The 23,749-nt window shown below is 74.4% G+C and carries 23 protein-coding genes and 2 pseudogenes; 11 read left to right on the plus strand and 14 right to left on the minus strand.

The features are described 5' to 3' along the window. Positions 1–18 precede the first annotated feature (18 nt). Positions 19–390, plus strand: a complete 372-nt coding sequence (locus ACH4D3_RS10990; protein ID WP_398319480.1) for an ANTAR domain-containing protein — start codon at positions 19–21, stop codon at positions 388–390. Here ACH4D3_RS10990 and ACH4D3_RS10995 read toward each other — a convergent pair. Further along, a complete protein-coding gene (locus ACH4D3_RS10995; protein ID WP_398321074.1) occupies positions 338–1,129 on the minus strand; it encodes a SigB/SigF/SigG family RNA polymerase sigma factor in 792 nt (263 codons plus the stop codon). The genes ACH4D3_RS10990 and ACH4D3_RS10995 overlap by 53 nt on opposite strands. Before the next feature lie 303 nt (positions 1,130–1,432). Between ACH4D3_RS10995 and ACH4D3_RS11000 the strand changes: the two genes are divergently transcribed. After that, positions 1,433–1,957, plus strand: coding sequence for a hypothetical protein (locus tag ACH4D3_RS11000; protein ID WP_398319483.1), 525 nt, complete (start codon positions 1,433–1,435; stop codon positions 1,955–1,957). A gap of 19 nt (positions 1,958–1,976) precedes the next feature. Here the strand turns inward: ACH4D3_RS11000 and hemC are convergent, their stop codons facing one another. The 4 genes from hemC to ACH4D3_RS11020 all read right to left on the minus strand — a co-directional run bounded on the left by hemC (position 1,977) and on the right by ACH4D3_RS11020 (position 6,438). Beyond that, positions 1,977–2,912, minus strand: a complete 936-nt coding sequence (gene hemC, locus ACH4D3_RS11005; RefSeq protein ID WP_398319486.1) for a hydroxymethylbilane synthase — start codon at positions 2,910–2,912, stop codon at positions 1,977–1,979. 76 nt (positions 2,913–2,988) lie between these two features. Further along, positions 2,989–3,765 carry an NPP1 family protein gene (locus ACH4D3_RS11010; RefSeq protein WP_398319489.1) on the minus strand — a complete coding sequence of 259 codons (777 nt, stop codon included), beginning with the start codon at positions 3,763–3,765 and terminating at the stop codon, positions 2,989–2,991. Positions 3,766–3,906: 141 nt separating this feature from the next. Continuing rightward, on the minus strand, positions 3,907–4,887 hold the full coding sequence (locus ACH4D3_RS11015; RefSeq protein ID WP_398319491.1) for an ATP-dependent DNA ligase: 981 nt from the start codon (positions 4,885–4,887) through the stop codon (positions 3,907–3,909). A 96-nt stretch (positions 4,888–4,983) separates the two neighbouring features. Next, on the minus strand, positions 4,984–6,438 hold the full coding sequence (locus tag ACH4D3_RS11020; RefSeq protein ID WP_398319494.1) for an MFS transporter: 1,455 nt from the start codon (positions 6,436–6,438) through the stop codon (positions 4,984–4,986). A 250-nt stretch (positions 6,439–6,688) separates the two neighbouring features. Here ACH4D3_RS11020 and ACH4D3_RS11025 point away from each other — a divergent pair, with 250 nt between their 5' ends. Then, entirely contained in the window at positions 6,689–7,363 is a 675-nt protein-coding gene (locus ACH4D3_RS11025; protein ID WP_398319497.1) for a TetR/AcrR family transcriptional regulator, read from the plus strand. Between the two features lie 54 nt (positions 7,364–7,417). Here the strand turns inward: ACH4D3_RS11025 and ACH4D3_RS11030 are convergent, their stop codons facing one another. Then, the gene (locus tag ACH4D3_RS11030; protein WP_398319500.1) at positions 7,418–8,614 is read right to left on the minus strand and encodes an MFS transporter; all 1,197 of its coding nucleotides are present in this window, start codon (positions 8,612–8,614) and stop codon (positions 7,418–7,420) included. A gap of 54 nt (positions 8,615–8,668) precedes the next feature. Between ACH4D3_RS11030 and ACH4D3_RS11035 the strand changes: the two genes are divergently transcribed. The 5 genes and pseudogenes from ACH4D3_RS11035 to ACH4D3_RS11055 all read left to right on the plus strand — a co-directional run bounded on the left by ACH4D3_RS11035 (position 8,669) and on the right by ACH4D3_RS11055 (position 12,983). Next, positions 8,669–9,448: an AraC family transcriptional regulator gene (locus tag ACH4D3_RS11035; protein WP_398319503.1), complete on the plus strand. Its 780-nt coding sequence runs from the start codon at positions 8,669–8,671 to the stop codon at positions 9,446–9,448. 32 nt (positions 9,449–9,480) lie between these two features. Then, on the plus strand, positions 9,481–9,861 hold the full coding sequence (locus tag ACH4D3_RS11040) for a MauE/DoxX family redox-associated membrane protein (protein ID WP_398319506.1): 381 nt from the start codon (positions 9,481–9,483) through the stop codon (positions 9,859–9,861). Further along, positions 9,858–10,028, plus strand: a pseudogene (locus tag ACH4D3_RS11045) (redoxin domain-containing protein); the annotation flags it as partial. The gene ACH4D3_RS11040 and the pseudogene ACH4D3_RS11045, both read left to right, overlap by 4 nt. A gap of 218 nt (positions 10,029–10,246) precedes the next feature. Further along, positions 10,247–10,543, plus strand: a pseudogene (locus ACH4D3_RS11050) (redoxin domain-containing protein); the annotation flags it as partial. Positions 10,544–10,604: 61 nt separating this feature from the next. Further along, complete coding sequence (locus tag ACH4D3_RS11055) at positions 10,605–12,983, plus strand: SpoIIE family protein phosphatase (protein ID WP_398321077.1); 2,379 nt, start codon at positions 10,605–10,607, stop codon at positions 12,981–12,983. A gap of 58 nt (positions 12,984–13,041) precedes the next feature. Here the strand turns inward: ACH4D3_RS11055 and ACH4D3_RS11060 are convergent, their stop codons facing one another. Together ACH4D3_RS11060 and ACH4D3_RS11065 are read right to left on the minus strand one after the other, a co-directional pair. Then, positions 13,042–13,686, minus strand: coding sequence for a DNA polymerase ligase N-terminal domain-containing protein (locus ACH4D3_RS11060; RefSeq protein ID WP_398319509.1), 645 nt, complete (start codon positions 13,684–13,686; stop codon positions 13,042–13,044). 56 nt (positions 13,687–13,742) lie between these two features. After that, positions 13,743–14,573 carry an aldo/keto reductase gene (locus tag ACH4D3_RS11065; protein ID WP_398319512.1) on the minus strand — a complete coding sequence of 277 codons (831 nt, stop codon included), beginning with the start codon at positions 14,571–14,573 and terminating at the stop codon, positions 13,743–13,745. 112 nt (positions 14,574–14,685) lie between these two features. On the opposite strand from ACH4D3_RS11065, the gene ACH4D3_RS11070 reads away from it, so the two are divergent. After that, positions 14,686–15,696: a TauD/TfdA dioxygenase family protein gene (locus tag ACH4D3_RS11070; RefSeq protein ID WP_398319514.1), complete on the plus strand. Its 1,011-nt coding sequence runs from the start codon at positions 14,686–14,688 to the stop codon at positions 15,694–15,696. Positions 15,697–15,735: 39 nt separating this feature from the next. Here ACH4D3_RS11070 and ACH4D3_RS11075 read toward each other — a convergent pair whose 3' ends face one another. The 3 genes from ACH4D3_RS11075 to ACH4D3_RS11085 form a co-directional block, all read right to left on the minus strand. Then, positions 15,736–17,238 carry a metallophosphoesterase family protein gene (locus ACH4D3_RS11075; protein ID WP_398319517.1) on the minus strand — a complete coding sequence of 501 codons (1,503 nt, stop codon included), beginning with the start codon at positions 17,236–17,238 and terminating at the stop codon, positions 15,736–15,738. A 90-nt stretch (positions 17,239–17,328) separates the two neighbouring features. Further along, positions 17,329–18,084 carry a dienelactone hydrolase family protein gene (locus tag ACH4D3_RS11080; RefSeq protein WP_398319520.1) on the minus strand — a complete coding sequence of 252 codons (756 nt, stop codon included), beginning with the start codon at positions 18,082–18,084 and terminating at the stop codon, positions 17,329–17,331. Positions 18,085–18,169: 85 nt separating this feature from the next. Then, complete coding sequence (locus ACH4D3_RS11085) at positions 18,170–18,790, minus strand: L-threonylcarbamoyladenylate synthase (RefSeq protein ID WP_398319523.1); 621 nt, start codon at positions 18,788–18,790, stop codon at positions 18,170–18,172. Between the two features lie 146 nt (positions 18,791–18,936). On the opposite strand from ACH4D3_RS11085, the gene ACH4D3_RS11090 reads away from it, so the two are divergent. Beyond that, complete coding sequence (locus ACH4D3_RS11090) at positions 18,937–20,466, plus strand: helix-turn-helix domain-containing protein (protein WP_398319526.1); 1,530 nt, start codon at positions 18,937–18,939, stop codon at positions 20,464–20,466. A 156-nt stretch (positions 20,467–20,622) separates the two neighbouring features. Here the strand turns inward: ACH4D3_RS11090 and ACH4D3_RS11095 are convergent, their stop codons facing one another. Genes ACH4D3_RS11095 through ACH4D3_RS11105 form a run of 3 tightly spaced genes read right to left on the minus strand, consistent with a single transcriptional unit; the run spans position 20,623 to position 23,213 of the window. Further along, positions 20,623–21,663: an NAD(P)-dependent alcohol dehydrogenase gene (locus tag ACH4D3_RS11095; protein WP_398319529.1), complete on the minus strand. Its 1,041-nt coding sequence runs from the start codon at positions 21,661–21,663 to the stop codon at positions 20,623–20,625. A gap of 43 nt (positions 21,664–21,706) precedes the next feature. After that, positions 21,707–22,537 (minus strand): SDR family NAD(P)-dependent oxidoreductase, encoded by an 831-nt coding sequence (locus tag ACH4D3_RS11100; RefSeq protein WP_398319532.1) that lies wholly within the window; start codon positions 22,535–22,537, stop codon positions 21,707–21,709. A 10-nt stretch (positions 22,538–22,547) separates the two neighbouring features. Continuing rightward, positions 22,548–23,213, minus strand: a complete 666-nt coding sequence (locus ACH4D3_RS11105; RefSeq protein ID WP_398319535.1) for a TetR/AcrR family transcriptional regulator — start codon at positions 23,211–23,213, stop codon at positions 22,548–22,550. A 176-nt stretch (positions 23,214–23,389) separates the two neighbouring features. Here ACH4D3_RS11105 and ACH4D3_RS11110 point away from each other — a divergent pair, with 176 nt between their 5' ends. After that, positions 23,390–23,713, plus strand: a complete 324-nt coding sequence (locus tag ACH4D3_RS11110) for a hypothetical protein (protein WP_003971778.1) — start codon at positions 23,390–23,392, stop codon at positions 23,711–23,713. Positions 23,714–23,749: the final 36 nt, after the last annotated feature.

Genomic DNA, 23,749 nt, shown 5'->3' on the forward strand with positions numbered 1-23,749 from the left:
CGAAACGGAGGCCCCGAGGTGACCGTGCCCCCCACCGGCGGGTGTCCGGACCCCGGCCCGGATTCCGACCAGGACCAGGTCTTCCGGCTGCAGGAGCAGGTGCGGCAGCTCAAGGAGGCGGTCGTCTCGCACGCCGTCGTCGACCAGGCCATCGGGGTGGTCATCGCCCTCGGCGGGGTGACGCCGGACGAGGGGTGGCTCGTCCTGAAGGAAGTTTCCCAGCATACGAACATCAAACTCCGCAATGTGGCGGAAGCGGTACTCATCTGGGGGCGCACCGGAGTGATACCGACGGAGATCCTGGCCGCCCTGGAGGACCGCCTGGGACGGTCCGGGCTCAGCGGGCCTCCGCCAGGATCTCCTCGCGTATCCGGTCGAAGCAGCCGGTGAGCAGCCGGGAGACGTGCATCTGCGAGATGCCGAGCTGCTGGGCGATGCGGCTCTGCGTCATCCCGCCGAAGAAGCGCAGGTAGAGGATGGTGCGCTCGCGCTCGGGCAGTGCCTCCAGACAGGGCCGGACGGCCACCCGGTCCACCACCGCGTCGAAGGCGGGATCGGGGCCGCCCAGCGCGTCGCCGAGGGCGTACCCGTCGGTGCCGGGCATCTCCGCCTCCAGCGACAGGGCCGAGAAGCACTCCAGGGCCTCCATGCCGGTGCGCACCTCCACGGTGGTCAGCTGCGCGTGCTCGGCGATCTCCTCGACGGTCGGGGCGCGCCCCGGCGTGGTCTGCGCCAGTTCCTTCGCCGATCTGCGGACCCGGTTGCGCAGGTCCTGGATCCGGCGCGGTACGTGCAGCGTCCACATGTGGTCGCGGAAGTGCCGTTTGATCTCGCCGGTCACGGTCGGCACCGCGTACGCCTCGAAGGCGTGGCCGCGCTCCGGGTCGTAGTGGTCGACGGCCTTGACCAGGCCGAGGGCCGCCACCTGATAGAGATCCTCCAGGTTCTCGCCGCGGCCCCGGAAGCGGACGGCGATCCGCTCCGCCATGGGCAGCCAGACCCGGATCAGATCGTCCCGCAGCGCCTTGCGCTCCGGTCCCTCGGGCAGCCCGGCGAGCCGTTCGAACGCCGCGGCCGTGTCGGGGGCGTCGTCGTGCGGGTGGGGCTGGGTTCTGCCGGCGACACGCATCACGCGCACCTCCCTCAGCAGGGGTGCTGGCAAGTCCTCGTATATATGGATACTGAGCGCGAATCCCCCGGACGGCCACTCGAACGGCTGCATGACGGTGACCGGTGCGGCCGCCCCGTCGCGGGACGTGATGTGCGGCACGCTCCCGGTGATCGCGCGGACCGGTGTCGGCGGATCGTCCCTGGGCAACGCTTGATCGCCGATCAAAAGGGACGAAGCCCCTGGCCACAGCGCATTCCGCTCATTTGACAGTGCGCTGAGCGTACGGATAGGAAGCAGCGTCGAGAGGTCGAGAGGGGCACCGTGTACGAGCCGAACGTGGTCGGGGACTGGCAGGAGTACGACGAGCACGCCGGCCTGCGGGTCCGCGTCCACGGTCTTGAGCCGGCCGAGCCGCCGCGGGGCCGCGACGACGCAGCCGAGGGGCTGACGTACTTCCGGGTCCGGGTGACCGTCGAGAACCGGGGCGGGCGGCAGCTCCTCATCCACCTGGAGGACGGCCAGATCGACGTGCGGATCGGCCCCGACGGGGAGAGCGCCTTCCTGGACTGGCGCAACTCCCAGTTCGTCGAGGGCTTCGACGTCTACCCGCTGCGCCGGGCCACCGCCGTGCTCTACGCGGCCGGGCCGGAGTCGAGCCTGAGCCAGGTCGACGTCCAGGTGCAGCTGAGGGTGGACGAGGAGTGGGCCGACCGCCGGCTGTGGAGCGGCGCCCCCGGGCTGCCCGACGGGGCCGGCGCCGCCCCGTGCGGCGGGGTGCGGGACGAGGGCCTCGTGCACCAGGTGAGCGCGTACCTGCGGGGCCAGTCGGAGGAGGGCACCGCCTGACCCGCCGGGCGGCCGCCCCTCAGTGCGCGATGCCGTCGATGATCTCCCGGGCGCCCTGCCGCAGCAGGGCCACCGCGACCGACGTGCCCAGGGTCGCCGGGTCGAGGCGGCCGGCCCACTCGTGCGCGTTCAGCCGGACCTTGCCGTCGGGGGTGAACACGCAGGCCCGCAGCGAGAGTTCACCGCTCCGGTCCACCTGCGCGTGCCCGGCGATCGGGCTGTTGCAGTGCCCCTGCAGGACGTGCAGGAACATGCGCTCCGCCGTGGCCTCCCGGTGCGTCGTCGGGTCGCCGAGCGCGCTGACCGCCTCGATCAGCGCACCGTCGCCCTCGCGGCACTGCAGGGCGAGGATGCCCGCGCCGATCGGCGGCATCATCGTCTCGGTGGAGAGGACCTCGCTGATCACGTCGGTCCGGCCGATGCGCTCCAGTCCGGAGACGGCGAGCAGCAGCGCGTCCGCCTCGCCCGCGGCCAGCTTCGCCAGCCGCCGGTTGGCGTTGCCGCGGAAGGGAACGCACCGCAGGTGCGGATGGGTGGCGGCCAGCTGGGCGACACGGCGCACGGAGGACGTGCCGACGCGCGTCCCGTCCGGCAGCTCGTCCAGCGTGCGCCCGTCCGGGTGGACGAGCGCGTCCCGCACGTCGTCCCGCTTCAGGAACGCGGCGAAGACCGTACCGGCGGGCAGCGGCCGGTCGGCGGGCACGTCCTTGACGCAGTGCACCGCGAGATCGGCCTCGCCCGACAGCAGGGCGGCGTCGACCTCCTTGGTGAACGCGCCCTTGCCCTCGACCTGGGACAGGTCCCCGAGCCACTTGTCGCCGGTGGTCCGCACCGGTACGACCTCGGTGCGGACCCCGGGGCGGAGGGCGGTCAACTCGGCCCGGACGCGCTCGACCTGAGCCAGTGCCATGGGGGAGTCGCGGGAGACGATGCGGATGAGTTCGGGGGCGGACATGCGGACACGATAGTGCTCCGCAGGAGCCCGGGCCGACCGCTTCGCCCGACCGGCCCACGGCCCGCCCCCCGCAGGGTCAGGCGTTCGGGTCGAAGGGGATGCCGGCCGGCTTGGCGGCGGCCAGGTGGGAGGCGAAGCTGCCGTCCTTGAGGCCGAAGTTGGCGCTGCCGAAGTCGTAGCCGCTCAGTGTCTCGCGCAGGCCCGCCGGATAGCCGTTCCAGCCCACCAGGGCCGGGTACTGCCAGGCGCCCTCGTGGTTCTCCGGGGGCTCGTCGCCCGAGGTCGCCAGGCGGAAGCAGTGGGTGCTGATGCCGTCCTTGTGATAGACGATCTTCGGGTGGGTGCCGTCGAAGCGGACGGCGGAGCGCTCGTGCACGCTGAACGAGCCGTGGTTGGAGGTCGACACGTACTGCACGGCGTCGTCCTTCACCCACACCACCACGTGCTCCCAGTCGTGCCGGTGGCCGCCGAGGCTCGTCCCGGGCAGGGCCTGGTCCTTCTCGAAGTAGAGGCCGTACATGTAGGCGCACCAGTCGCCGTCGCACTTGGCACGCGCGTAGCCGTTGGTGTTGTCCAGGTCGGAGGCGTCCCGGCAGTTGCCGTTGAGTGCGCCGGTCGGGTTCAGTCCGCCGTTGACGGCTCCGTCGGCACCGATGGCCGGTGTGGGATAGCAGCCGTCGGTGTCGTAGTCGTAGGCGGGCTGGTACATCCGCTCCAGGCTGTCGGCGTTGCCGGGCAGCCCCGGCGGCGGGGCGGCGAAGGCGGTGGCGGGAAAGGCGACGACGAGGGCGAGGGCACCGAGCGGTACGGTGAGCCATCTCCGGCGGGGCGTCGTGGCGGTACGCGGGGACATCGCGTCCTCCTCGGGCTGGCGCAGCCCAACGGCTGTGGGGGGAAGGGGAGTTCAGGGTCCCCTCTTTTTCCTCCCGCGCCAAGGGTGCACAGGCGTCCCCGCGGTGAAGGGCAGCCCAACACCTGACCCGGAGTCACCCGCTCACACCAGGTCGTCCGGAAGATCCGCGGCGGACTCCTCGGGTGCCAGGTCCGGGCGGAGCCTGAGCCAGGACGGCTGGCGCAGCATGCCCTCCCGGGTGCGGGTGCTGTAGCGGACCTCGCCGACCAGCCGGGGCACGACCCAGCGCGCCCCGGGCACCCGCGGCACCGGGGCGAAGGGGCAGACGTCGCTCGCGGCGGCCGCCAGCAGCGCTGCCAGCTCGGTGCGCTCGCCCGCGCTCCAGCCGGTGCCGACCCCGCCGACGTAGCGCAGCCGGCCCGCGGCGCGCTGGCCGACCAGGACGGCGCCGGGGAGGCCGCCGAGCCGCCCCTTGCCGGGCAGCCAGCCCCCGACCACGACGTCCTCGCTGCGCATGTTGCGGATCTTGATCCAGGCCCGGGAGCGGACCCCGGGCTCGTACACCGAGTCCAGCCGCTTGCACACCAGCCCCTCCAGGCCGTGCTCGCGGGTGGCCCGCAGGGCCTGGGCGCCGTGCCCGACCAGCGCGGCCGGGGTCGACCACGACGGCCCGTTCAGCCCGAGGTCCGTCAGCCGCTCGCGGCGGCCGGTGTAGGGCAGGCGCAGCAGGGAGCGGCCCGCCAGGTGCAGGGCGTCGAACAGCACCAGGTGGACGGGGACCTTCGCCGCCCGGTGCGCCGCCCGGGCCGGGGTGTGCGCGAGGCCCATCCGGGACTGGAGCAACTGGAAGTCGGCACGGCCCTGTTCGTCCAGGGCCAGCACCTCCCCGTCCAGTACGGCGGGGGTCCCGCCGAGCGCGGTGGCGAGCGGGGCCAGTTCCGGATAGGCGGCGGTGATGTCCTGGCCGGAGCGGGCCCGCAGCAGGACGCTCCCGTCGCCGGGCAGGTAGACCACCACGCGCTGCCCGTCCTGCTTGGTCTCGTAGGCCCAGCGCGCGTCCTGCCCGGCGGGCGGCAGGGTGCCGGGGGTGGCGAGCATCGGAGGGATCGGCGGCAGCTCCACGGGTCAGTACTCGACCCGCCGGGGCGCCGTCACGCGCGTTGCCCGCCAGGTTCGCCTGAACGGCGCCGGTCCCGGGCGGGACCGGCGCCGGCCTCGTCAGCGGACGGTGGCGGGCTCCGACGCGACACCGTCGGCCGGAGCCGGGCCCGCCGGGGTGCCGGCCGGGCGGTGCCGGGGAATGAAGGACGCGAGGGCGGTGGCCAGCAGGGCCGCGCCCGCGCCGATGGCCATGACCACCTTGAACGCGTTCTCGGACGGCAGGGCGAAGCCGCCGAGGTCGATGGTCAGCTGGGCCAGGATCACACCGGCGATGGCACTGGCGACCGACGTGCCCAGGGACCGCATCAGGGTGTTGAGGCTGTTCGCGGCGGCCGTCTCGCTCGGCGGCACCGCGCCCATGATCAGCGACGGCATGGCGCCGTAGGCGAAACCGATGCCGGCGCTGATGACGCAGGAGACCAGGACCAGGTGCCAGACCTCGGCCATCAGCACGATGTTCAGGCCGTAGCCGGCCGCCACGATCAGGGCGCCGATCATCAGCGTCACCTTCGGGCCCCTGGACTTGGAGACCTTCGCGGAGACCGGGGCGAACGCCATCATCACCAGGCCGGACGGCGCCATCACCAGACCCGTGGTCAGCAGCGAGCGGCCGAGGCCGTAACCGGTGGCCTCGGGCAACTGCAGCAGCTGCGGAAGGACGAGGGACATCGCGAACATCGAGAAGCCGATGGCGACGGACGCCAGGTTGGTGAAGAGCACCTGGCGGCGGGCGGTGGTGCGCAGGTCCACCAGGGGCTCCGGGGTGTGCAGCTCCCACCAGCCCCAGACCAGCAGGATCACCACGGCCGCGGCGAACAGGCCGAGGGTGGTGCCCGAGGTCCAGCCCCAGTCGCCGCCCTTGGAGATGGCCAGCAGCAGGCTCGCGAGGCCGGCGGCCATGCCGACGCCGCCGGGCAGGTCGAAGCGGCCGCCGGTGCGCACCGCCGACTCGGGCACCAACGTCAGCACCAGCACCAGGGACACCACGCCGAGCGCGCCGGAGAGCCAGAACAGCATGTGCCAGTCGAGCTTGTCCGCGATCAGCGCGGCGGCGGGCAGGCCCAGCGCACCGCCGACGCCGAGCGAGGCGCTCATCACCGCGGTGGCACCGGCCAGCCGCTCGACGGGCAGTTCGTCGCGCATGATGCTGATGCCGAGCGGGATCACGGCGGCCGACAGGCCCTGCAGGGCGCGGCCGGCGACCATCGGCACCAGCGCGTCGCTCAGCGCGCAGACCGCGGAACCGGCGACCAGCAGCACCAGGCTGAGCAGCAGCATCCGCCGCTTGCCGAACATGTCGCCGAGCCGGCCGACGACCGGGGTGGCCACCGCGGAGGCGAGCAGCGTGGCGGTCACCGCCCAGGCCGCGTCCGAGGCCGACGCGTCCAGGAGCTTCGGCAGCTCCGGGATGATCGGGATGACCAGGGTCTGCATCAGCGCGACGACGATCCCGGCCAGGGCCAGTACCGCCACCACGGCGTTCGGCCGTGGTGAGGCGGGGGAAGCGGGCATGGAAGAGCCTTTCGGGCGGCGAGTCTTGCGACGGGTGGGAGAAACGAAACCGGAACGCGAACCTTTAAGTCAGTCGCTTGAAGTATCCTACGGGGTGTGCGGAGCGGACGCCCGTCCGGGCCGGTCGGCGGTGTCCCGCCGCCGCGCCGTAGGCTTTCGTGAGAACCCGCCGCACGTCGGCGGACCTGCGACGACTTGAGGGACTGGTCGTCGCGGGCGGTGCGGAGAGAGTCCCGGCGCGGTGGTGATCATGGCGGGCAGGGCGGTCCGGACGGAACAGGTCAGCGCGACCCGGCAGCTGATCCTGACCACCGCCGAGCGGCTGTTCGCCGAGCACGGGGTGTACGCGGTCTCCAACCGCCAGGTCAGCGAGGCCGCCGGGCAGGGCAACAACGCCGCGGTCGGCTACCACTTCGGCACCAAGACGGACCTCGTCCGGGCCATCGCACAGCGCCACTCGGAGCGGGTCGAGGAGCTGCGCGCCCGGCAGCTCGCCGCCCTCGGCGACTCGCCGGACCTGCGCGACTGGGTGGACTGCCTGGTCCGTCCGCAGTTCGACCACCTGGCGGCGCTGGGCAGCCCCACCTGGTACGCGCGGTTCTGCGCCCAGGTCATGACCGACCCGGCGCTGCGGCAGATCATGACCGAGGAGTCCCGGGCCTCCGTCTCCCTGCGGGCGATCATCGTGGGGCGCAACCGCTGCATGCCCGCGCTGCCGGACGAGGTCCGCGCGGAGCGGGGCGACATGGCCCGTCACCTCATCGTGCACACCGCGGAGGAGCGCGAGCGGGCCCTGGCCGAGAACCGCCCGACCCCGCGCGCCAGCTGGCAGGACGCGGCCGACGGCCTCGTCGACGCGATCGTGGGCATGTGGCTGGCGCCCGTCACGCCCAGGGGCGGGCCGACCCGGGGTTCGCGGCCGTGAGGGGCGGGCGGTGGGCCGGTCGTCGGTCGAAAGCTCACCGCACGTCTGCGTCGCTCACCGCACGTCGGCGTCGCGTGCCGTCCGTGAGCCGACGGCGGGCGGCGCCGGGAGCGGGGCCGGTTCGCGCAGGCCGCACAGGAGCAGCCTGCCCACGGCGGGCAGCGCGACCAGCGGCAGCAGGGCCGCCCGCAGCGAGGACGCGTCGGCCAGTGCGCCCAGCGCCGGGGCGGCGAGCCCGCCGACGCTCACCGCCAGCCCCAGCGTCACCCCGCTCGCCGTCCCCACCCGGCGCGGCAGGTAGTCCTGGCCCAGCGTGATGTGCAGGGAGAACGGCACGTACAGCCCCGCCGACGTCAGGGCGACGAACAGGTACACCGCGGGACCGGGCACGAGGACGACCCCGGCCACCGCGAGGACCGTCAGGACGTACGACCGCCGCACCACCTTCAGCCGCCCGTACCGGTCCGCGAGCCGGCCCCCGGCGACGGTGCCCACCGCGCCGCCCAGATAGAGCACGAACAGCGCCACCGTCCCCGCCGCGCTGCCGCCGCCCACCCGTTCCCGCACGTACAGCGCAACGAACGTGCTCAGGCCGACGAAGACGACGGAACGGCACACGACGGCGCCGGTGAGCCGCAGGAAGGACGCCCAGTCGTCGGTCCCCGCCGCCACCGCCGTACGGCCGCCCGCCGCACGCGCGGGCCCGGCCGAACGCACCGCCGTCCCGCACAGCACGGCCCCCGCCACCGCGGGCAGCGCCAGCAGCCAGGAGGCGCCGAGACCGCCGCCCCCGACGACGGCCCACACCAGCGGCGGCGCCAGCGCGAAGCCGACGTTGCCGCCCAGGGAGAACCACCCCATCGCCGTATGGCTGCCCCGTGCGGCCGCCCGCGCCGCCCGCGCCGCCTCCGGGTGGTAGGCGGCGATCCCCACACCGCCCGCAGCGACCGCCGCGAGGGTGAGCGGGTAGGAGTCGGTGACGCCCCCGAGGGCGACGCCCGCCCCGGCGGTCAGCGTGCTCAACGGCAGCAGCCACGGCAGCGCCCACCGGTCGGTGAGCGCCCCGAACAGCGGCTGCACCAGCGACGACAGCAACGAGGCGGCGAGGACGACGCCCGAGGCGGCGGCGTAGCCGTACGCCCGCTCGGCGACGAAGTACGGCACCAGGGCGGCCACGGTGCCCTGGTAGACGTCGACGCAGGCGTGGCCGAAGGACAGCAGGACGAGGGGCCGGGCGCGAATGGGGGTCACCCGTCGATCGTCACGCGCACCGGGCCTGGCCCGCTTTCGATAACCTGCCGAACTATGCCGGACATCCGCCACACCCCGGTCGCCCCGACCCGCGCCCAGCGGCTGGACGCCGGGCAGCGGATCGACGCCCACCGGCACGACGAGCACCAGATCGTCCACGCCGGGTCCGGGGTCGTGGCCGTCACCACCGAGTCCGGCACCTGGTTCGCGCCGGGCACACGTGCCATCTGGATCCCGGCCGGCACCGTGCACTCCCACCGCGCCCACGGCCGCCTCGACCTGCACCTGGTCGGCCTGCCCGCCGACGCCAACCCGCTCGGCCTGGACAGCCCGGCCGTCCTCGCCGTCGGCCCGCTGCTGCGCGAGCTGATCGTCGCCTACACCCTCGACCCCCGGGACACGAGCCCGGAACGCGGCCGCCTCCTGGCCGTGCTGTGCGACCAGTTGCGCGCCTCGCCGCAGCAGCCGCTGCGCCTGCCCACCCCCAGGGACCCCCGGCTGGCCGAGGTCTGCGCGCTGGTCCACGCCGACCCCGCGGACACCCGCACCCTCGCCGCCCTCGGCGCCGCCACCGGCACCGCGGAACGCACCCTCAGCCGGCTCTTCCGCCGCGAGTTCGGCATGACCTTCCCCCAGTGGCGCACCCAGTCCCGCCTCTACCACGCCCTGCGCATGCTCGCCGACGACCTGCCCGTCACCACCGTCGCCCACCGCTGCGGCTGGTCCTCCGCCAGCGCGTTCATCGAGGTCTTCCGGCGTGCCTTCGGCTGCACGCCCGGCACCCACAACCGCCGGGCGGGAACCGTTCACCCGCCGGTTCTTACCGTCGAGTAATATCGCGCGGCAGGCCCCCATGAGGAGGAACCGTGTCACGGTCCGAACGCTCACCCCTGCTGCTCGCCGGCCTGCTGGCCGCCGCGGGCGCCGCCCATTTCGCCCAGCCCCGCTCCTTCGACGCCACCGTCCCGCGCTCCCTGCCGGGCACCCCCCGGGCCTGGACGTACGCCAGCGGCGCCGCCGAACTCGCGCTGGCCGCCGGACTCGCCGTGCCGCGCACCCGCAGGGCCGCCGCGCTGAGTGCCGCGGCCTTCTTCGTCGGGGTGTTCCCCGCCAACGTCAAGATGGCCTGGGACTGGCGGCACCGCCCCGCCCCGCAGCGGGCCACCGCCCTCGGACGGCTGCCCGTGCAGGTGCCGCTCGTGCTGTGGGCCCGCGCCGTCGCGCAGAGCAGCGGGAGCCGGTCATGAGCGCGCTGCCCGCCGTCGGCGACACCGTCGAGGACTTCACGCTGCCGGACGAGACCGGCACCCCCCGCCGCCTGTCCGAACTGCTCGCCGACGGCCCGGTCGTCCTCTTCTTCTACCCCGCCGCCCTGACCACCGGCTGCACCGCGGAGGCCTGCCACTTCCGCGACCCAGGGGGTGTCGTTCGGACCCTGCCGGGGGCGCGGGGTCTGGCACGCACTCCCCCACTGCCTTAAGGGCGTGGGAGGTACCCCCAGCGGCGTTGTCGTCGGTTGCCAGGGCTCCGCCCTGTCGCCCTCCTCCGCCTTGCAGCTGCACGCACCAGACCCCGCTCGGGTCGGCCACAAGGCACCCTTGCCTGGAGCCGGCCTGATCCGAACGGCACCCCCTGCCCGCCGAGTTCGCCGCGGTCGGCGCCCGGCCCGTCGGCGTCAGCGGCGACCCCGTCGAACGCCAGCAGGAGTTCGCCGGGCGCCACACGCTGGGCATGCCGCTGCTGTCCGACACCGACGGCGCGGTCCGCGAGCGGTTCGGGGTGAAGCGGGGCTTCAGCCTGGCTCCCACCAAGCGGGTCACCTTCGTCGTCGGGCAGGACCGCACCCTGCTGGAGGTCGTACGCAGCGAGATCAGGATGAACACGCACGCCGACCGCGCCCTCGCCGCGCTCCGCGCTCACCGACCGTGACCGGACCCCTCGCGCTCCGCCCCGGTTGATACCGCATCGTCCTGGGATGATCCTGGACGACATGGAGGATTCCTCCGCCGCGATGACCGTCGACGCCCGCGGACTGGTGACGGGCTGGAGCGACGGCGCGCGGCGGCTCACCGGACACGCGGCCGAGGAGGTCGTGGGACGCCCCGCGCGGAACCTGCTCGCGCGGGGCGCTTTCACCCGCCCCCGCCCCCTGTCCCGCACCGACCCGGCCGGCACCGCCCTGTCCGGCACCGTCGTGGTCCGCCACCGGGACGGCCACCCGGTGAGCCTCGGGCTGCGGATCCACCCCCTGCGGGGCGCCGACGGCGCTCCCGGCGGCTACCTGGCGACCGCCGACGCGCCCGGCGGCCCGGCGCCCGCCCTGATCGGCGACGCCGTACGGCAGGCCTCCCTGTCCATGTCCGTCCTCGACCCCGAGCTGCGCTTCGTGCACGTCAACGACACCGCGTGCCGGATGATGGGCAGGCCCGCGGAGGAACTGCTCGGCCGCAGCCTGTCCGACACGCTGGCCGATTTCGAGGGCGACCCCCGGAGCTTCCTGCACCACCTGCGGGTGGCGGCCGACCGGGGTCGGCCCGTCCAGTACGAGAGCTACGGCCCCGCGCCCGCCGGGAGCTGCCTGCACGCCTGGACCGTGGAGATCTGGCCGGTCCACGACGCCTTCGGCAAGCTCACCGCCGTCGCCATGGCGGCGCTGGAGAGCACCGAACAGCACCGGGCCCGGGAGCGGCTGGCCCTGCTGAACGCGGCCGGGGCGGTCGGCAGCACCCTCGACGTCGTCCGCACCGCCGAGGAACTGGTCGGGCTCCTCGTACCCCGGTTCGCCGCCTTCGCCAGCGTCGACCTGCTCGACTGGGTGCTCGGCAGCGACGAGCCGCACGCCGCGCCGCCCGGGACCGACGGACTGCGCCGGGTGGCCCACGCCTCCGCCACCGAGGGCTTCCCCACCCCCGCCGTGCACCTCGGCGGGCAGGAGATCCACCCGTCCGACAGCCCGCCCGCCCGGGCGGTCCGGGAGAGCCGCGTTGTCCTCAGCGGCCCCGGCGACCCGGACTTCGACCGGTGGATGCGGACCCGCGAGGCCGAGGCCCCGCACAACCGACCTTTCCGCGAAGTCGTCTGCTCGACCCTGTCCGTCCCGCTGCGCGCCCGCGGCACCACCCTGGGCGTCGCGCTGGCCGCCCGGACCACGCCCCGGGAGCCGTACGCCACGGAGGACGCCGTACTGGCCGAGGAACTGGTCTCCCGGGCCGCCGTCTCCATGGACAACGCCCGCCGCTTCGCGCGCGAGCGCTCCACGGCCCTGGCGATCCAGCACAGCCTGCTCCCCAGGGACCTGCCCGGTCAGGCCGCGGTCGAGGTGGCCCACCGCTACCTCCCCTCCGCGTCCGCGGCGGGCATCGGCGGCGACTGGTTCGACGTCATCCCGCTCTCCGGCACCCGCGTCGGCCTCGTCGTCGGCGACGTCGTGGGCCACGGCATCCCGTCCACGGCGACCATGGGCCGCCTGTGCACGGCCGTCCGCACCCTCGCCGACGTCGATCTGCCCCCCGACGAGCTCCTCACCCACCTCGACGACCTCGTCACCCACCTCGCGGCCGGCGGCGCGGACGACGGCGGCGACACGGAGGTCGCCGAACTGGGCGCCACCTGCCTGTACGCCGTGTACGACCCCGTCTCCCGCCGGCTGGCCCTGGCCGCCGCCGGTCACCCCGCCCCCGCCCTCCTCCTCCCCGACGGCACCACCCGGCTCGTCGACGTGACCGCCGGGCCGCCGCTCGGCGTCGGCGGACTGCCCTTCGAGGCGACGGAGCTGGAGCTGCCGGAGGGCTCGGTCGTCGCCCTCTACACCGACGGACTCGTCGAGGACCGGGACCGCGACGTCGACCACGCCACCGCGGAACTGTGCCGGGCGCTGACCGCGCCCGCGACCTCCCTCGACGCGCTGTGCGACGGCGTCCTCAAGGCCGTGCTGCCCGAGGAGCCCGGCGACGACGTCGCGCTGCTGCTGGCCCGCACCCGGGCGCTGGACGAGGACCGGGTGCGTACCTGGGACGTCCCCCCGGACCCCGCCGGAGTGGCGGCCACCCGGCGGTCCGTCGGCGAACAGCTGACGGCCTGGGGACTGGACGACACGGCCTTCGTCACCGAACTCGTGGTCAGCGAGCTGGTCACCAACGCGATCCGGTACGGCGAGCCGCCCATCCAGTTGCGCCTCATCCGCCACACCGCCCTCATCTGCGAGGTCTCCGACGCCAGCTCCACCTCGCCCCACCTGCGCCGCGCCCACGCCTTCGACGAGGGCGGCCGGGGCCTGCTCCTGGTCGCCCAGCTCACCCAGCGCTGGGGCAGCCGCCAGACGGACACCGGCAAGACCATCTGGGCCGAGCAGCCCCTGCCCCCCGAGTGAACCGGCCGCGCGGCCCCTGCTCCGGCCCGCCCCTGCCCCTCGCCCACTCCTCGCCCGCCTACTCCTCGCCGCCCTCCGCGGCCACCCGCGCCAGCGTGCGGCCGGTGCGCGCGGAGCGGGCCCGCCTGGGGTCGGGGGTGCCGTGTCCGCGCCCGGCGCCGGCCGTCTTCACCAGCAGCCACGCCGCGTCCGCACCGGCGCCGCCGTCCGGGCCGCCGCGGAACCGGGTCAGCGCGTACTCGCCGCGCAGCTTCGCGCCGTGCAGCCGGAACCGGGCGTGCCCGTGCGCGAGCGACTCGGCGAAGTCGACCGGCCGTCCCCGCCGGTCGTGGCTCAGCGGCTCGTAGGTGCCGTGGTCCCACACGATGACCGTGCCGCCCCCGTACTCACCCGCCGGGATCACGCCCTCGAACTCCTCGTACTCCAGCGGATGGTCCTCCGTCGGCACCGCGAGCCGCTTGTCGCTCGGGTCCGCCGACGGCCCCTTCGGCACGGACCAGGACTTCAGCACGTCGGCCACCTGAAGACGGAAGTCGAAGTGCAGGGTGCTCGCGTCGTGGATCTGCACGACGAAGTGCGGTGGCCCGTCCCCACCCGGGGATCCGCCCTCGCCGGGCGCCCTCGGCCCCGCGGGCTCCCCGGTCCGGCCGAAGTCCCGTTTGCCGTGGTAGTCCCGCAGCCCGTCGTCGTCCTCGCCGTCCACCTGCCGCTCCTTCCCCAGAGACCTCGATCCTCGCCGACCCGGACCGGGTACCCCGCTCAGAACTCCTCGTGCACCTCCGGGTCGCCGCCGATCCGCCGGTGCACGCGGTCCGCCACCGCGCGCATCTGCTCGGCGTCCAGTTCGAAGCCGAAGACGTCCAGGTTCGCCCGCTGCCGCTCCGGGTCGGCGGACTTCGGGATCGGCACCGCGCCCAGCTGGGTGTGCCAGCGCAGGACGGCCCGGGCGGGCGTCACACCGTGCGCCTCGGCGACCGCGGCGACGGCGGGGTCGTCCAGCAGGTCGCTGCCCCGGCCCAGCGGGCTCCAGCTCTCGGTGCGGATGCCCTTGCGCTCGTGGTAGGCGCGCAGCTCGTCCTGCGGGAGGAGGGGGTGCAGCTCGATCTGGTTGACGGACGGCAGGACGCCCGTCTCCTTCTCCAGCCGCTCGATGTGCTCCGCCGTGAAGTTGGAGACGCCCACCGACCGCACGAGGCCGTCCTCGCGCAGCTTGACCATGGCCTTCCAGGAGTCGACGTACTTGTCCACGCGCGGCAGCGGCCAGTGGATCAGGTACAGGTCGACGTACTCCAGACCGAGACGGGCGCGGGACTCCTCGAAGGAGGCGAGCGTCTCCTCGTAGCCGTGGTGCCGGCCGGGCAGCTTGGTCGTCACGACGATCTCCTCGCGGGGGAGACCGGCGGAGGCGACCCCGCGGCCGACGCCGGTCTCGTTGCGGTAGTTCGTCGCCGTGTCGATCAGGCGGTAGCCCGTCTCCAGGGCCGTGCGGACCGCCCGTTCGGCCTCCTCGTCCTTCATCGGCCAGGTGCCCAGGCCCAGGGCGGGGAGGCTGGTGCCGTCGTTGAGCGTGTACGCGGGAATGCTGATCACCGTGGGACCTTCCCTCGACTGTGCGCGGCGGTGTGCCGCCCGTCCAGCCTCGCCCAGGCAACGTCCGGTGATCAACCGGACGGCGCGGCGGAGGGTCTGCCACGATCTCCGCATGACGACGGACAGCGCGAAGGACAGTGCGAAGGGCAGCGCGAGGGACAGCGCGAGGGACACGGCAACGGACGGGACGACGGGAATCGAGGTGGAACCGGTCGCCGGACACATCGGCGCCGAGATCCGCGGCGTCGACCTCGCGGCGGGTCTCGACCCCGCACAGGTCGCGGCGGTGCGGTCGGCGGTACTGCGCTGGAAGGTGGTGTTCTTCCGCGACCAGCACCTCGACCACGCCGGGCACGTCGCGTTCGCCCGTCTCTTCGGCGAGCCGGTCGTCCTGCCCCGGCGCGGCAAGGCGTCGCCGGCCGGCTTCCCGGAGATCGAGACGACCGCCGACCGGCTGGAGCTGGGCGGGCGCTTCGGGATGGAGCACGACGAGTGGCTGCGGCGCCGGCGCCACACACTGCTGCGCGGCTGGCACTGCGACCACGGGGCCCGCGTCGACCCGCCGGCCGCGACCATCCTGCGCGCCGAGACGGTGCCCCCCTACGGCGGCGACACCACCTGGGCGAACCTCGCCGCCGCCTACGCCGGACTGTCCGCCCCGCTGCGCGCCTTCGTCGACACCCTGCGCGCCGAACACCGCCTCGGCGTCGGCTACCAGCCACGGCCCGGCGACGACGCCTACGTCCGGCACCTCCTGGACCACCAGACCGCGACGGTGCACCCGCTGGTCCGGGTCCACCCGGAGACGGGGGAGCGGGTGCTGTTCGTCAACGGCTACTACGTCGAGCAGATCGCCGGGCTCTCCCGCCCCGAGAGCGCGGCGATCCTGGACCTCCTCCTGGAGCAGGCCACCCGCCCCGAGTACACGGTCCGCCTGCGCTGGGAACCCGGCAGCGTCGCCTTCTGGGACAACCGGGCCACCGTCCACCTCGCCCCCGGCGACCACGCCCACCTCGACCACCCCCGGACCATGCACCGGGTGATGCTCACCGGCGACGTACCGGTGGGCGTCGACGGCACCCCGTCGGAGCCGGTCGTCGGCAGCGAGGCGGGCCGCTGGTGAGACGGCTGCGGCCCCCCGGCGAGGCGGGCCGCGCGCCGGTCACCCGAGCGGGATCGTCACCTCGTCCTCGACCGGCGGATCCACCTCCTGCGCCCGGTTGCCCGTGGCCGCGTAGCAGCGCAGCCTGACCGCCTCCGGCGTCACGTCCAGGCGCAGGAAGCACTTGAAGAAGGGCGGGCTGTACGTCGCCGACCCCGGCGAGAACACCGACGTGTAGATCTTGCGCACGGGCAGCCGGAACCGCTTGCGGCGCTCGGGCCGCCGCGCGGTGCCGAGCAGTCCGGCCACGATCCGGGTGCGCCGGGTGACCCGGGCGCCCTCACCCGGGGCGCGGCCGGTGCGGATGCCGAGGCGTTCGGCGATCACGGCCGTCGCCTCGGCCTCCGTGAGGGTGAACAGGCGCCGCAGCCGCAGCCGGCGGCCGTACAGCGCGCTGTAGAAGGCCAGCGAGTCGCCGCGCAGCGGATAGGAGCGGAAGTCGTCCTCGGTGACCCCGGCCACCGAGACGCGCGGGATGGTGTGGGTGGCGTGCATGAACGCACCCCCGCCGCCCGCCACGACGTACTGCACCGTGCGGCCGTCCACGTCGACCGGGTAGCGCTGGTAGTTGTGGATGTCGCCGCCGATCGCCGCGACGTAGTGGTGGGTCGGGTCGCGCACGATGTCGTCGACCGTACCGCCGCCCTCGATCTCGCACGGGTGGTGCTCGCCGTCCACGTACAGGGGCGAACCGGTGACGAGGATCTTCGGCCGGTCGCCCGCCGACACCTCGCGCAGCCAGGCGCCCTGCTCGGCGTCGAGGGTGCCCAGCAGTCCGGTGTCGATGCCGACGATCCGGACCGGACCGGCGTCGACGGCCCAGTACGGCCCCGGCTGGGCGGCCTGCTGGGAGGGATCCGGGCGCAGCTCGCGCGCCTCGGCCAGGCGGGCACCGTCGTCCGGACGCGGCCGGTGCCACAGCAGGGACCGCAGCCACGCGCGGGTGAACCGGCGCGGCGCGGCTTCCGGCGCCAGCGGCGGGGCGTCGTCGCAGAAGACCCGCATGAAGCCGCCCAGGTCCTCGTACCAGTCGTGGTTGCCCGGTATCGCGTATATGGGCGCCCGGTAGTCGCGGTAGGGGCGGAAGAACTTCGTGCCGTAGTCGTCGGCACTGCCCACCGGGTAGATCACGTCGCTCGCGAGGACCGCGAACCGGGTGTCCCGGCCGGCCTCCAACAGGCCGGGCACGACGGCGTACTGGGGATCGTCGCCCTCGCCCGTGTCACCGATGACCAGGAAGGAGAACCGGTCGGGGTCGTCCCGGCGGATCACCTTGTCGGCCGGTGCGCCGGCCCCCGCCCGCTGCGCCACCCAGCGGGAGCGGGTCCGGCCCGTGGGGTCCCCGAACCAGGAGGCCAGCACGCCGTTGCGGGCGGCCCACAGCGTTCTAGGGCTCAGCCAGGACAGCTTCTCGGTGCGCCCCGGCATGAGGGCTCGGTAGGCGCCGGGCTCGGCGGAGCCCCAGCCGGCGCCTTCGGCTGAATCGCGTGAGGAGTTGGACACCCGGGCACGGTAACAACGCCCGCGCCCGGGGCCGGACGGCGGGAGGTGCGCCAACTCCCGCCCAGGACGGGCCGTTTCGGGGCGTCCGAGTCAGAACGTCCGCTTCAGGAGGTCGAGCAGGGCCGCCCAGTGCCGCTCGGTCGCCTCCGGGTCGTAGGCCGCGGTGTCGGCCTGCGTGTAGCCGTGGTGGGCGCCGGCGTAGACCTCGCAGCGGTGCCGGACACCGGCCGCCGTCAGGGCCGCCGCCAGGCGCTCCTGCTGCTCGGCGTCCATACCCGGATCCTGGTCCGCGTGGGCGAAGTACGCCTCGGCGGTGATGTCCCCGGCCACCAGGTGCGGGCTGTGCGGCCCGTCCGTCGCCAGGTTGCCGCCGTGGAACCCGGCGACCGCGGCGACCCGGTCCGGATACGTCCCCGCCGTGCGCAGGGCGAGCCCGGCGCCCATGCAGTAGCCGACGACCGCGACCGGACCGTCGGCCGCCTCCGGACGGCCGGCCAGCAGGCGCAGGTAGGCGCCGGCGTCCCGCATCGCCAGGTCCGGGGTCAGCGACCGCATGATCGGACGGAGCCGTTCGAAGATCTCCGGCCGCGCCCGCGGGTCGATGAATTCGGGCAGTTCCACGACGGGGGTGCGGCCACTGCGGTGGAAGACGTTCGGCACCAGGACGGTGTACCCGGCACCGGCCAGCCGGTCGGCCATCGACCGCAGGCTCGGACGCAGCCCGAAGGCGTCCATGTACAGCAGGACCGCGGGATGCGGTCCCCCGTCGGCCGGACGGGTCAGGTAGGCGTCGGCGGTGCCGTCGCCGGTGGGGATGTCGACGGCGGTTCCCGCGGTGGCGGTCATGGTGCGGCCTGCCTCTCTCTGTTCGTGCGGTCGGGGCTGTCCGTGCGGTCGGGACTGTCCGTGCGGTCGGGCGGCGGACGCTTCGCTACTCGAACCGGGTCGTGTCGCCCGCGCCGTACCGCACGATCTCCGCCTCGCCGCCGGAGAAGTCGACGACCGTGGTGGGCTCGGTGCCGCAGTCCCCGGAGTCGACGACCGCGTCCAGCACGTGGTCGAGCCGGTCCTTGATCTCCCAGCCCTGCGTCATCGGCTCCTCCTCGTCGGGCAGCAGCAGCGTGCTGGACAGCAGCGGTTCACCGAGCTCGGCCAGCAGGGCCTGGGTGACCACGTGGTCGGGGATGCGCACGCCCACGGTCTTCTTCTTCGGGTGCTGGAGCGCGCGCGGCACCTCCCTCGTCGCGGGCAGGATGAAGGTGTAGCTGCCCGGCGTCGAGGCCTTGATCGCCCGGAACACGTCGTTGTCGATCTGCACGAACTGCCCGAGCTGCGCGAAGTCCTGGCAGACGAGGGTGAAGTGGTGCCGGTTGTCCAGGTGCCGGATCGACCGGATGCGGTCGATCCCGTCGCGGCTGCCCAGTCGGCAGCCCAGCGCGTAGCAGGAGTCCGTCGGATACGCGATCAGCGCGCCGGAGCGGACGCTGTCGGCGACCTGGGCGATGCTGCGCGGCTGGGGGTTGTCGGGGTGCACGTCGAAGTACTTCGCCATTCACCGAGCTTATGCCCGCTCGCCCGCCCCGCCCGACAGGCCCGGCACGGCCCCGCCGCCGACGCCGGAGGGGGCCCGTACGCCAAGGCATGAGGTAACGTCCCCGACCTGGGCCGGGGACGAGGCGAGACGAGGAGAAGGCCGACGTGGCGGGCCGAGAGGACGGCGGACGGCAGCGGATGTCCGGGGCCGGTGAGTACGCGCAATGGGCGCAGGAACTGCTCGAGCACCTGCGGCCGGCCGGCCGCGACCTGAACCGGGTCGTGGCGTGGCTCGCGGGCATCGCCCGGGCGACCGTCGCGCTGCAGGACGACACCGGCCGGCTGCTGGCCGGCACCCGGGTCCCGCTGGACGACGTTCTGGTCGCCGACGTCACCTCCGGCCGGATCGCGTCCGCCGCACTGGAGGACCGGGGCCGCCATCTGCGGCTGGTGCGTGTGGAGCGGTCCCGTCCGGCACCGGCCGCCGTCCTCGCGGTCGCCCGCGAGGAGCCCTTCGACCGGCACGTCTCCGACATCGTCACGCACGCCGCCCAGGTGCTGGAGCTGCTGCTGGCCGGCCACGAGTCGACCGCGGCCGGACACCGGCTGCGGCGGGCCACCTCCGACCTGCGCCTGGCCATCCTGCAACTGCTGATGGTGGAGGACACCGTCTCCGCCCGCCGGGTGGCCGCCGGACTCTGGCCCGGCCTCCTCGACACCGACACGGCCTGCGTGTACGTCGTGGAGAGCAGCCCCGCCGAGCGGGACCGCCTCGCCGAGGAGTGCCTGTCGGCGACGGGGGAGCGGGCGCTGGTCGTGCGGTGCCCGGCGGTCGACGGACACGTCATCGTGCTCGCCCCCCGCGACACGGCCGGGCAGGAACTGCGCACGCTCGTCGGCCGCCGCCACGGCGTGTTCGTCGGCGGCAGCGCCCGGCAGGGCCTCGCCCGCACCGCGGCCGCCTACGGCCAGGCCGTCAGCGCCCTGGCCGTGGCCCGGTTCCGCCCGGAGAAGGCGGCCCTGTACGCCGAGCGGACCCGCCCCGAGCGGCTGATGGACCCGGCGGCGCTGCACGACTGGACGGCGGACGTGCTGAGCCCGCTGGACAGCCTGGCCCACCACACCCGCGCCGAACTGATCGCCACCACGCGGCTCGGCCTGGAGTTCACCGCCGTCAACACGGCGAAGGTCCTCGGCGTCAGCCGCAACACGGTCCGCGCCCGCATGGACCGGGTCGAGTCGCTGCTGCGCACGGACTTCGCCGACCTGACCGTCCGGGCCGCCGTCCACCTGGCCCTGAACGCCCAGGTGGGCCTCGCCGAACCCCCGCCGGGCGCCGGCGCCCGGGCAGGCGCCGCCCGGCTCACCGACCTGCTGTCCGGGCCCGCGCTGCGCACCTGGGCCGCCGACCTGCTCGGCCGCCTCGACCCCGACGGCCGGGACCTGCGGCGCACCCTGCGCACCTGGATCGGCGCGGGCGGCAACGCCGAGCGTGCCGCCCAGCAGCTCGGCATGCACGCGCAGACCGTCCGCGAGCACGTCCGCAGCGCCGAGCCCGTCCTCGAACGCCAGCTGCTCGCGGCGGGCAGCGACCTGTACGAGGTCGTGCTGGCCCACCTGGCGGCCGGTGACCTCGGCCAGCCGCTCCTGCACGGGACGAAACCGGGTCATCCGGACTCACCTGTGCACGAGTGAGTGCTCCGGGCCCGGCAGCGGGCACCGGCACGATTCACAACGGCGGACCCGTCCACGTAGGTTCGACGGTACGGGGGCACGACCGGAACGGGGGACCGGTCGCGCCCCCCTCGGCCGCCCCGGCGGTCCATGCCGGGGCCGCGGGGTCCGGCCCGGTCAGCCGTGGGGCAGGATCACCGCGCGGCCGTTGACCCTGCCCTCGTGCAGCCGCTCGTAGGCGAGCGGGGCGTCGTCCAGGGAGTACGTCTCGGTGTGCACCGACACGGCACCGGAGCGGGCCAGGTCCAGCACCTCGATCAGCTCGCCGCGGCTGCCCCAGTAGGGGGCGCTGACCGACACCTCGAACGGCAGCATGCCGAAGCCGACGGGCAGCGATCCGCCGCCGATGCCGACCAGGGTGACATCGCCCTCGACGGCCGCGACGGCACCGGCGGTCTGCACGGTGGGCGCCGCGCCGACGAAGTCGAACACGGCCTCGGCGCCGAGACCGCCGGTGATCTCGCGCACCGCGTCCGCGGCCTTCGCGTCCGAGAGCACCGCTTCGTGTGCGCCCACCGCACGGGCGAGACGAAGCTTCTCCTCGCTGACGTCCAGGGCGACCACCCGGGCGGACGTCAGGGCGCGCAGCAGCTGGATGGCGACGTGGCCGAGACCGCCCGTGCCGATGACCACCGCGGTCGAGCCGGGGACCAGCTTGGGCAGCGACCGCTTGATCGCGTGGTACGGCGTCAGCCCGGCGTCGGTCAGCGGCACCGCCGCCACCGGGTCGAGCCCGGCCAGCGGGACCAGGTGCCGGGGGTCGTCGATCAGCAGGTACTCCGCCATCGAACCCGGACGGCCGAGCCCCGGCGGACGGATGCCCAGCTCGTCGGCGCGCAGGCAGTAGTTCTCCTTGCCCTCCGCGCACTTGGCGCAGGTGCCGCAGCCCCAGGGCCCGTACACGGCGACCGCGTCGCCCTCGGCGAGCCCCGTCACCCCGGCGCCGAGCGCGGCCACGGTGCCGACGCCCTCGTGGCCGAGGGTGAGCGGCAGCTCGTACGGGAAGCCCTCGGCGGGCCAGCCCATCACCGCGATGTCGGAGTGGCAGACGCCGGCCGCGGTCACCTTCAGCAGCACCTGGCCGGGGCCCGGTTCCGGGTCCGGGACGGTGACGACCTCGGGCGGGGCCCCGATGGTGCGGTACTGCAGTGCCTTCATGATCGAACTCCTTTGTTCTCCCCCCTCGGGCGGTGGGCGCCGGTCAGACGGCGGTGTAGGCGCCGTCGACCAGGTGATAGCTGCCCGCGACGAAGGACGCGCGGTCGGACAGCAGGAAGGCGATCAGCTCCGCGACCTCCTCGGCGCGCCCGAGGCGGCCGGCCGGGTGCAGGGCGACCAGGCCGTCGTAGGCGGCCTCGTCCATGGTCTTCAGCAGCGGGGTGTCGATGAAGCCCGGACCGACCGCGTTGATCCGGACGCCCCGGGCGGCGTACTCGGCGGCGGCCGCCTTCGTCAGCCCGACCACGCCGTGCTTGGCGGCCACGTAGGCGGGGGAACCGGCGAAACCCACCGAGCCGAGGATGGAGGCGACGTTCACGATGGAGCCGCCCTTGCCGGCCGCCTCGATGGCGGGCAGTTCGTAGCGCATCGAGTAGAAGACGCCGTCGAGGTTGGTGCGCACGACGCGCTGGTAGGCCGCCACGTCGTACTCACCGGTCGGGGCGCTGGGGCCGCCGATGCCGGCGTTGTTGACGGCGAGGTCCAGCGAGCCGAAGGTGTCGACGGCGAAGCCGACGGCCGCCTCGACGGACTCCGGACGGGTGACGTCCAGCTCGACCGCGGCGGCCTCGACGCCCTCGGCCCTCAGCTCGGCGGCGGCCTTCTCGGCGCCCTCGGAGTTGTAGTCGGCGACGACGACCCGGGCGCCGCCGGCGCCGAGCCGGCGGGCGGTGGACAGGCCGATGCCGGAGGCGGCGCCGGTGACGAGGGCGGTCCGGCCGCCGAACTCGGTCGCGTGGCCGGGGGTGGGTGCGGTGGGTGCGGTGGCGGGGGTGGTGCCTGTGGTGCTGCCGGTGGTGCCGGTGGTGCTCATGATGCTGTTCTCACTCTTCGGTGGTGCTTTCGGGGGTCGCGGCCGCGGCCTCCGAGGTCAGGGCGTCGTAGGCCTGCTCCACGAGGGCGGCGAGGTCTGCGGCTGCCGAGTCCCCCTCGTCGCCGCGCGCCCACAGGCGCAGGGCGGCGATCAGGACCCCGGCGGCGGCGTCGACGACGGCGGCCGGGCGCACGTCCCGGACGTCGTCGCTGCCGAGCCGGGCGGCGACGATGCGGATCGACTCCTCCTGGGCGTCGACCCGGATGCGCTGGTAGGCGGCGAACAACTCGGGCTCGGTGTCGGCCAGGGCCAGCAGGCGGCGCATCCGGGGACGCACGTGCCAGGCCGGTTCCTGCCGGTCGGTCAGCCACTCCCGTACGGCCCTGCGATAGGCCAGCAGGGGCGGCTCCCCGGCGGGGCGGGACCGCAGCAGCGCGTTGATCCGGTCGCCGTCCCGGCGGACGAAGTCGAGCGCCGCGTCCTCCTTGCCGGCGAAGTGCCGGCTGAACGTGCGGCGCGTGACGTCCGCGCGCTCGGCGATCGCCTCCACCGTGGTCGCCGCCGACCCGCGCTCCAGGATCAGGTCGCGGGCGGCGGTGGCCAGCGCGTCGCGGGTCTGCCGCGCCTTGCGCTGCCGCCGGTCCTCGGTGGCGGGGGAGGGCTTCGTTGCCGTCATGCTTTCGAGCGTACACCTGAAAATGTCCCATTGGGACATGTGACCCGTTGGGACATTATTGCTCGGGCGCTGCCCGGGTACTGCTCGGTACTGCCCGGGACGCGGCTGCCGCCGACCCGGTGAAAAGCGCCCGGTGTGCCGATCGAAGAGCCCCGGCGCGGGGGAGCAGTGGGACTATGACCAGTTCAGCGTTTCATCGCACCATCGTTCTGCCCGCCCCCGTGTGCCGGCAGGCCGCGCAACACCTCGAGCAGGCGGTGCACAAGGCCATCGACGGTGCCGCCACACCGTGGCGCGCCTTCCGCGGCGCGGACGGCGACGACTTCGCCTTCTCCGTCCCGGTCGTCGAGCAGGCCGCGGGCTGCCTGCTGGTACTGGCCGCCGAGAGCGCCCAGAGCCTGCGGCCCTCCGCGCTGCGCGCCCTGATCTCCGTCGCGCTGCACCTGCGGGACGCCGCCGAAGCGGTCCGGCGCCCCGCGGTCCCCAGCCCGGCGTGGTGAGCGCGGGCCGGGCGCGGGCACGTGGGGACGCCGGGG

The sequence above is a fragment of the Streptomyces sp. NPDC018026 genome (assembly GCF_044327745.1).
Taxonomy (GTDB): Bacteria; Actinomycetota; Actinomycetes; order Streptomycetales; family Streptomycetaceae; genus Streptomyces; species Streptomyces rubrogriseus.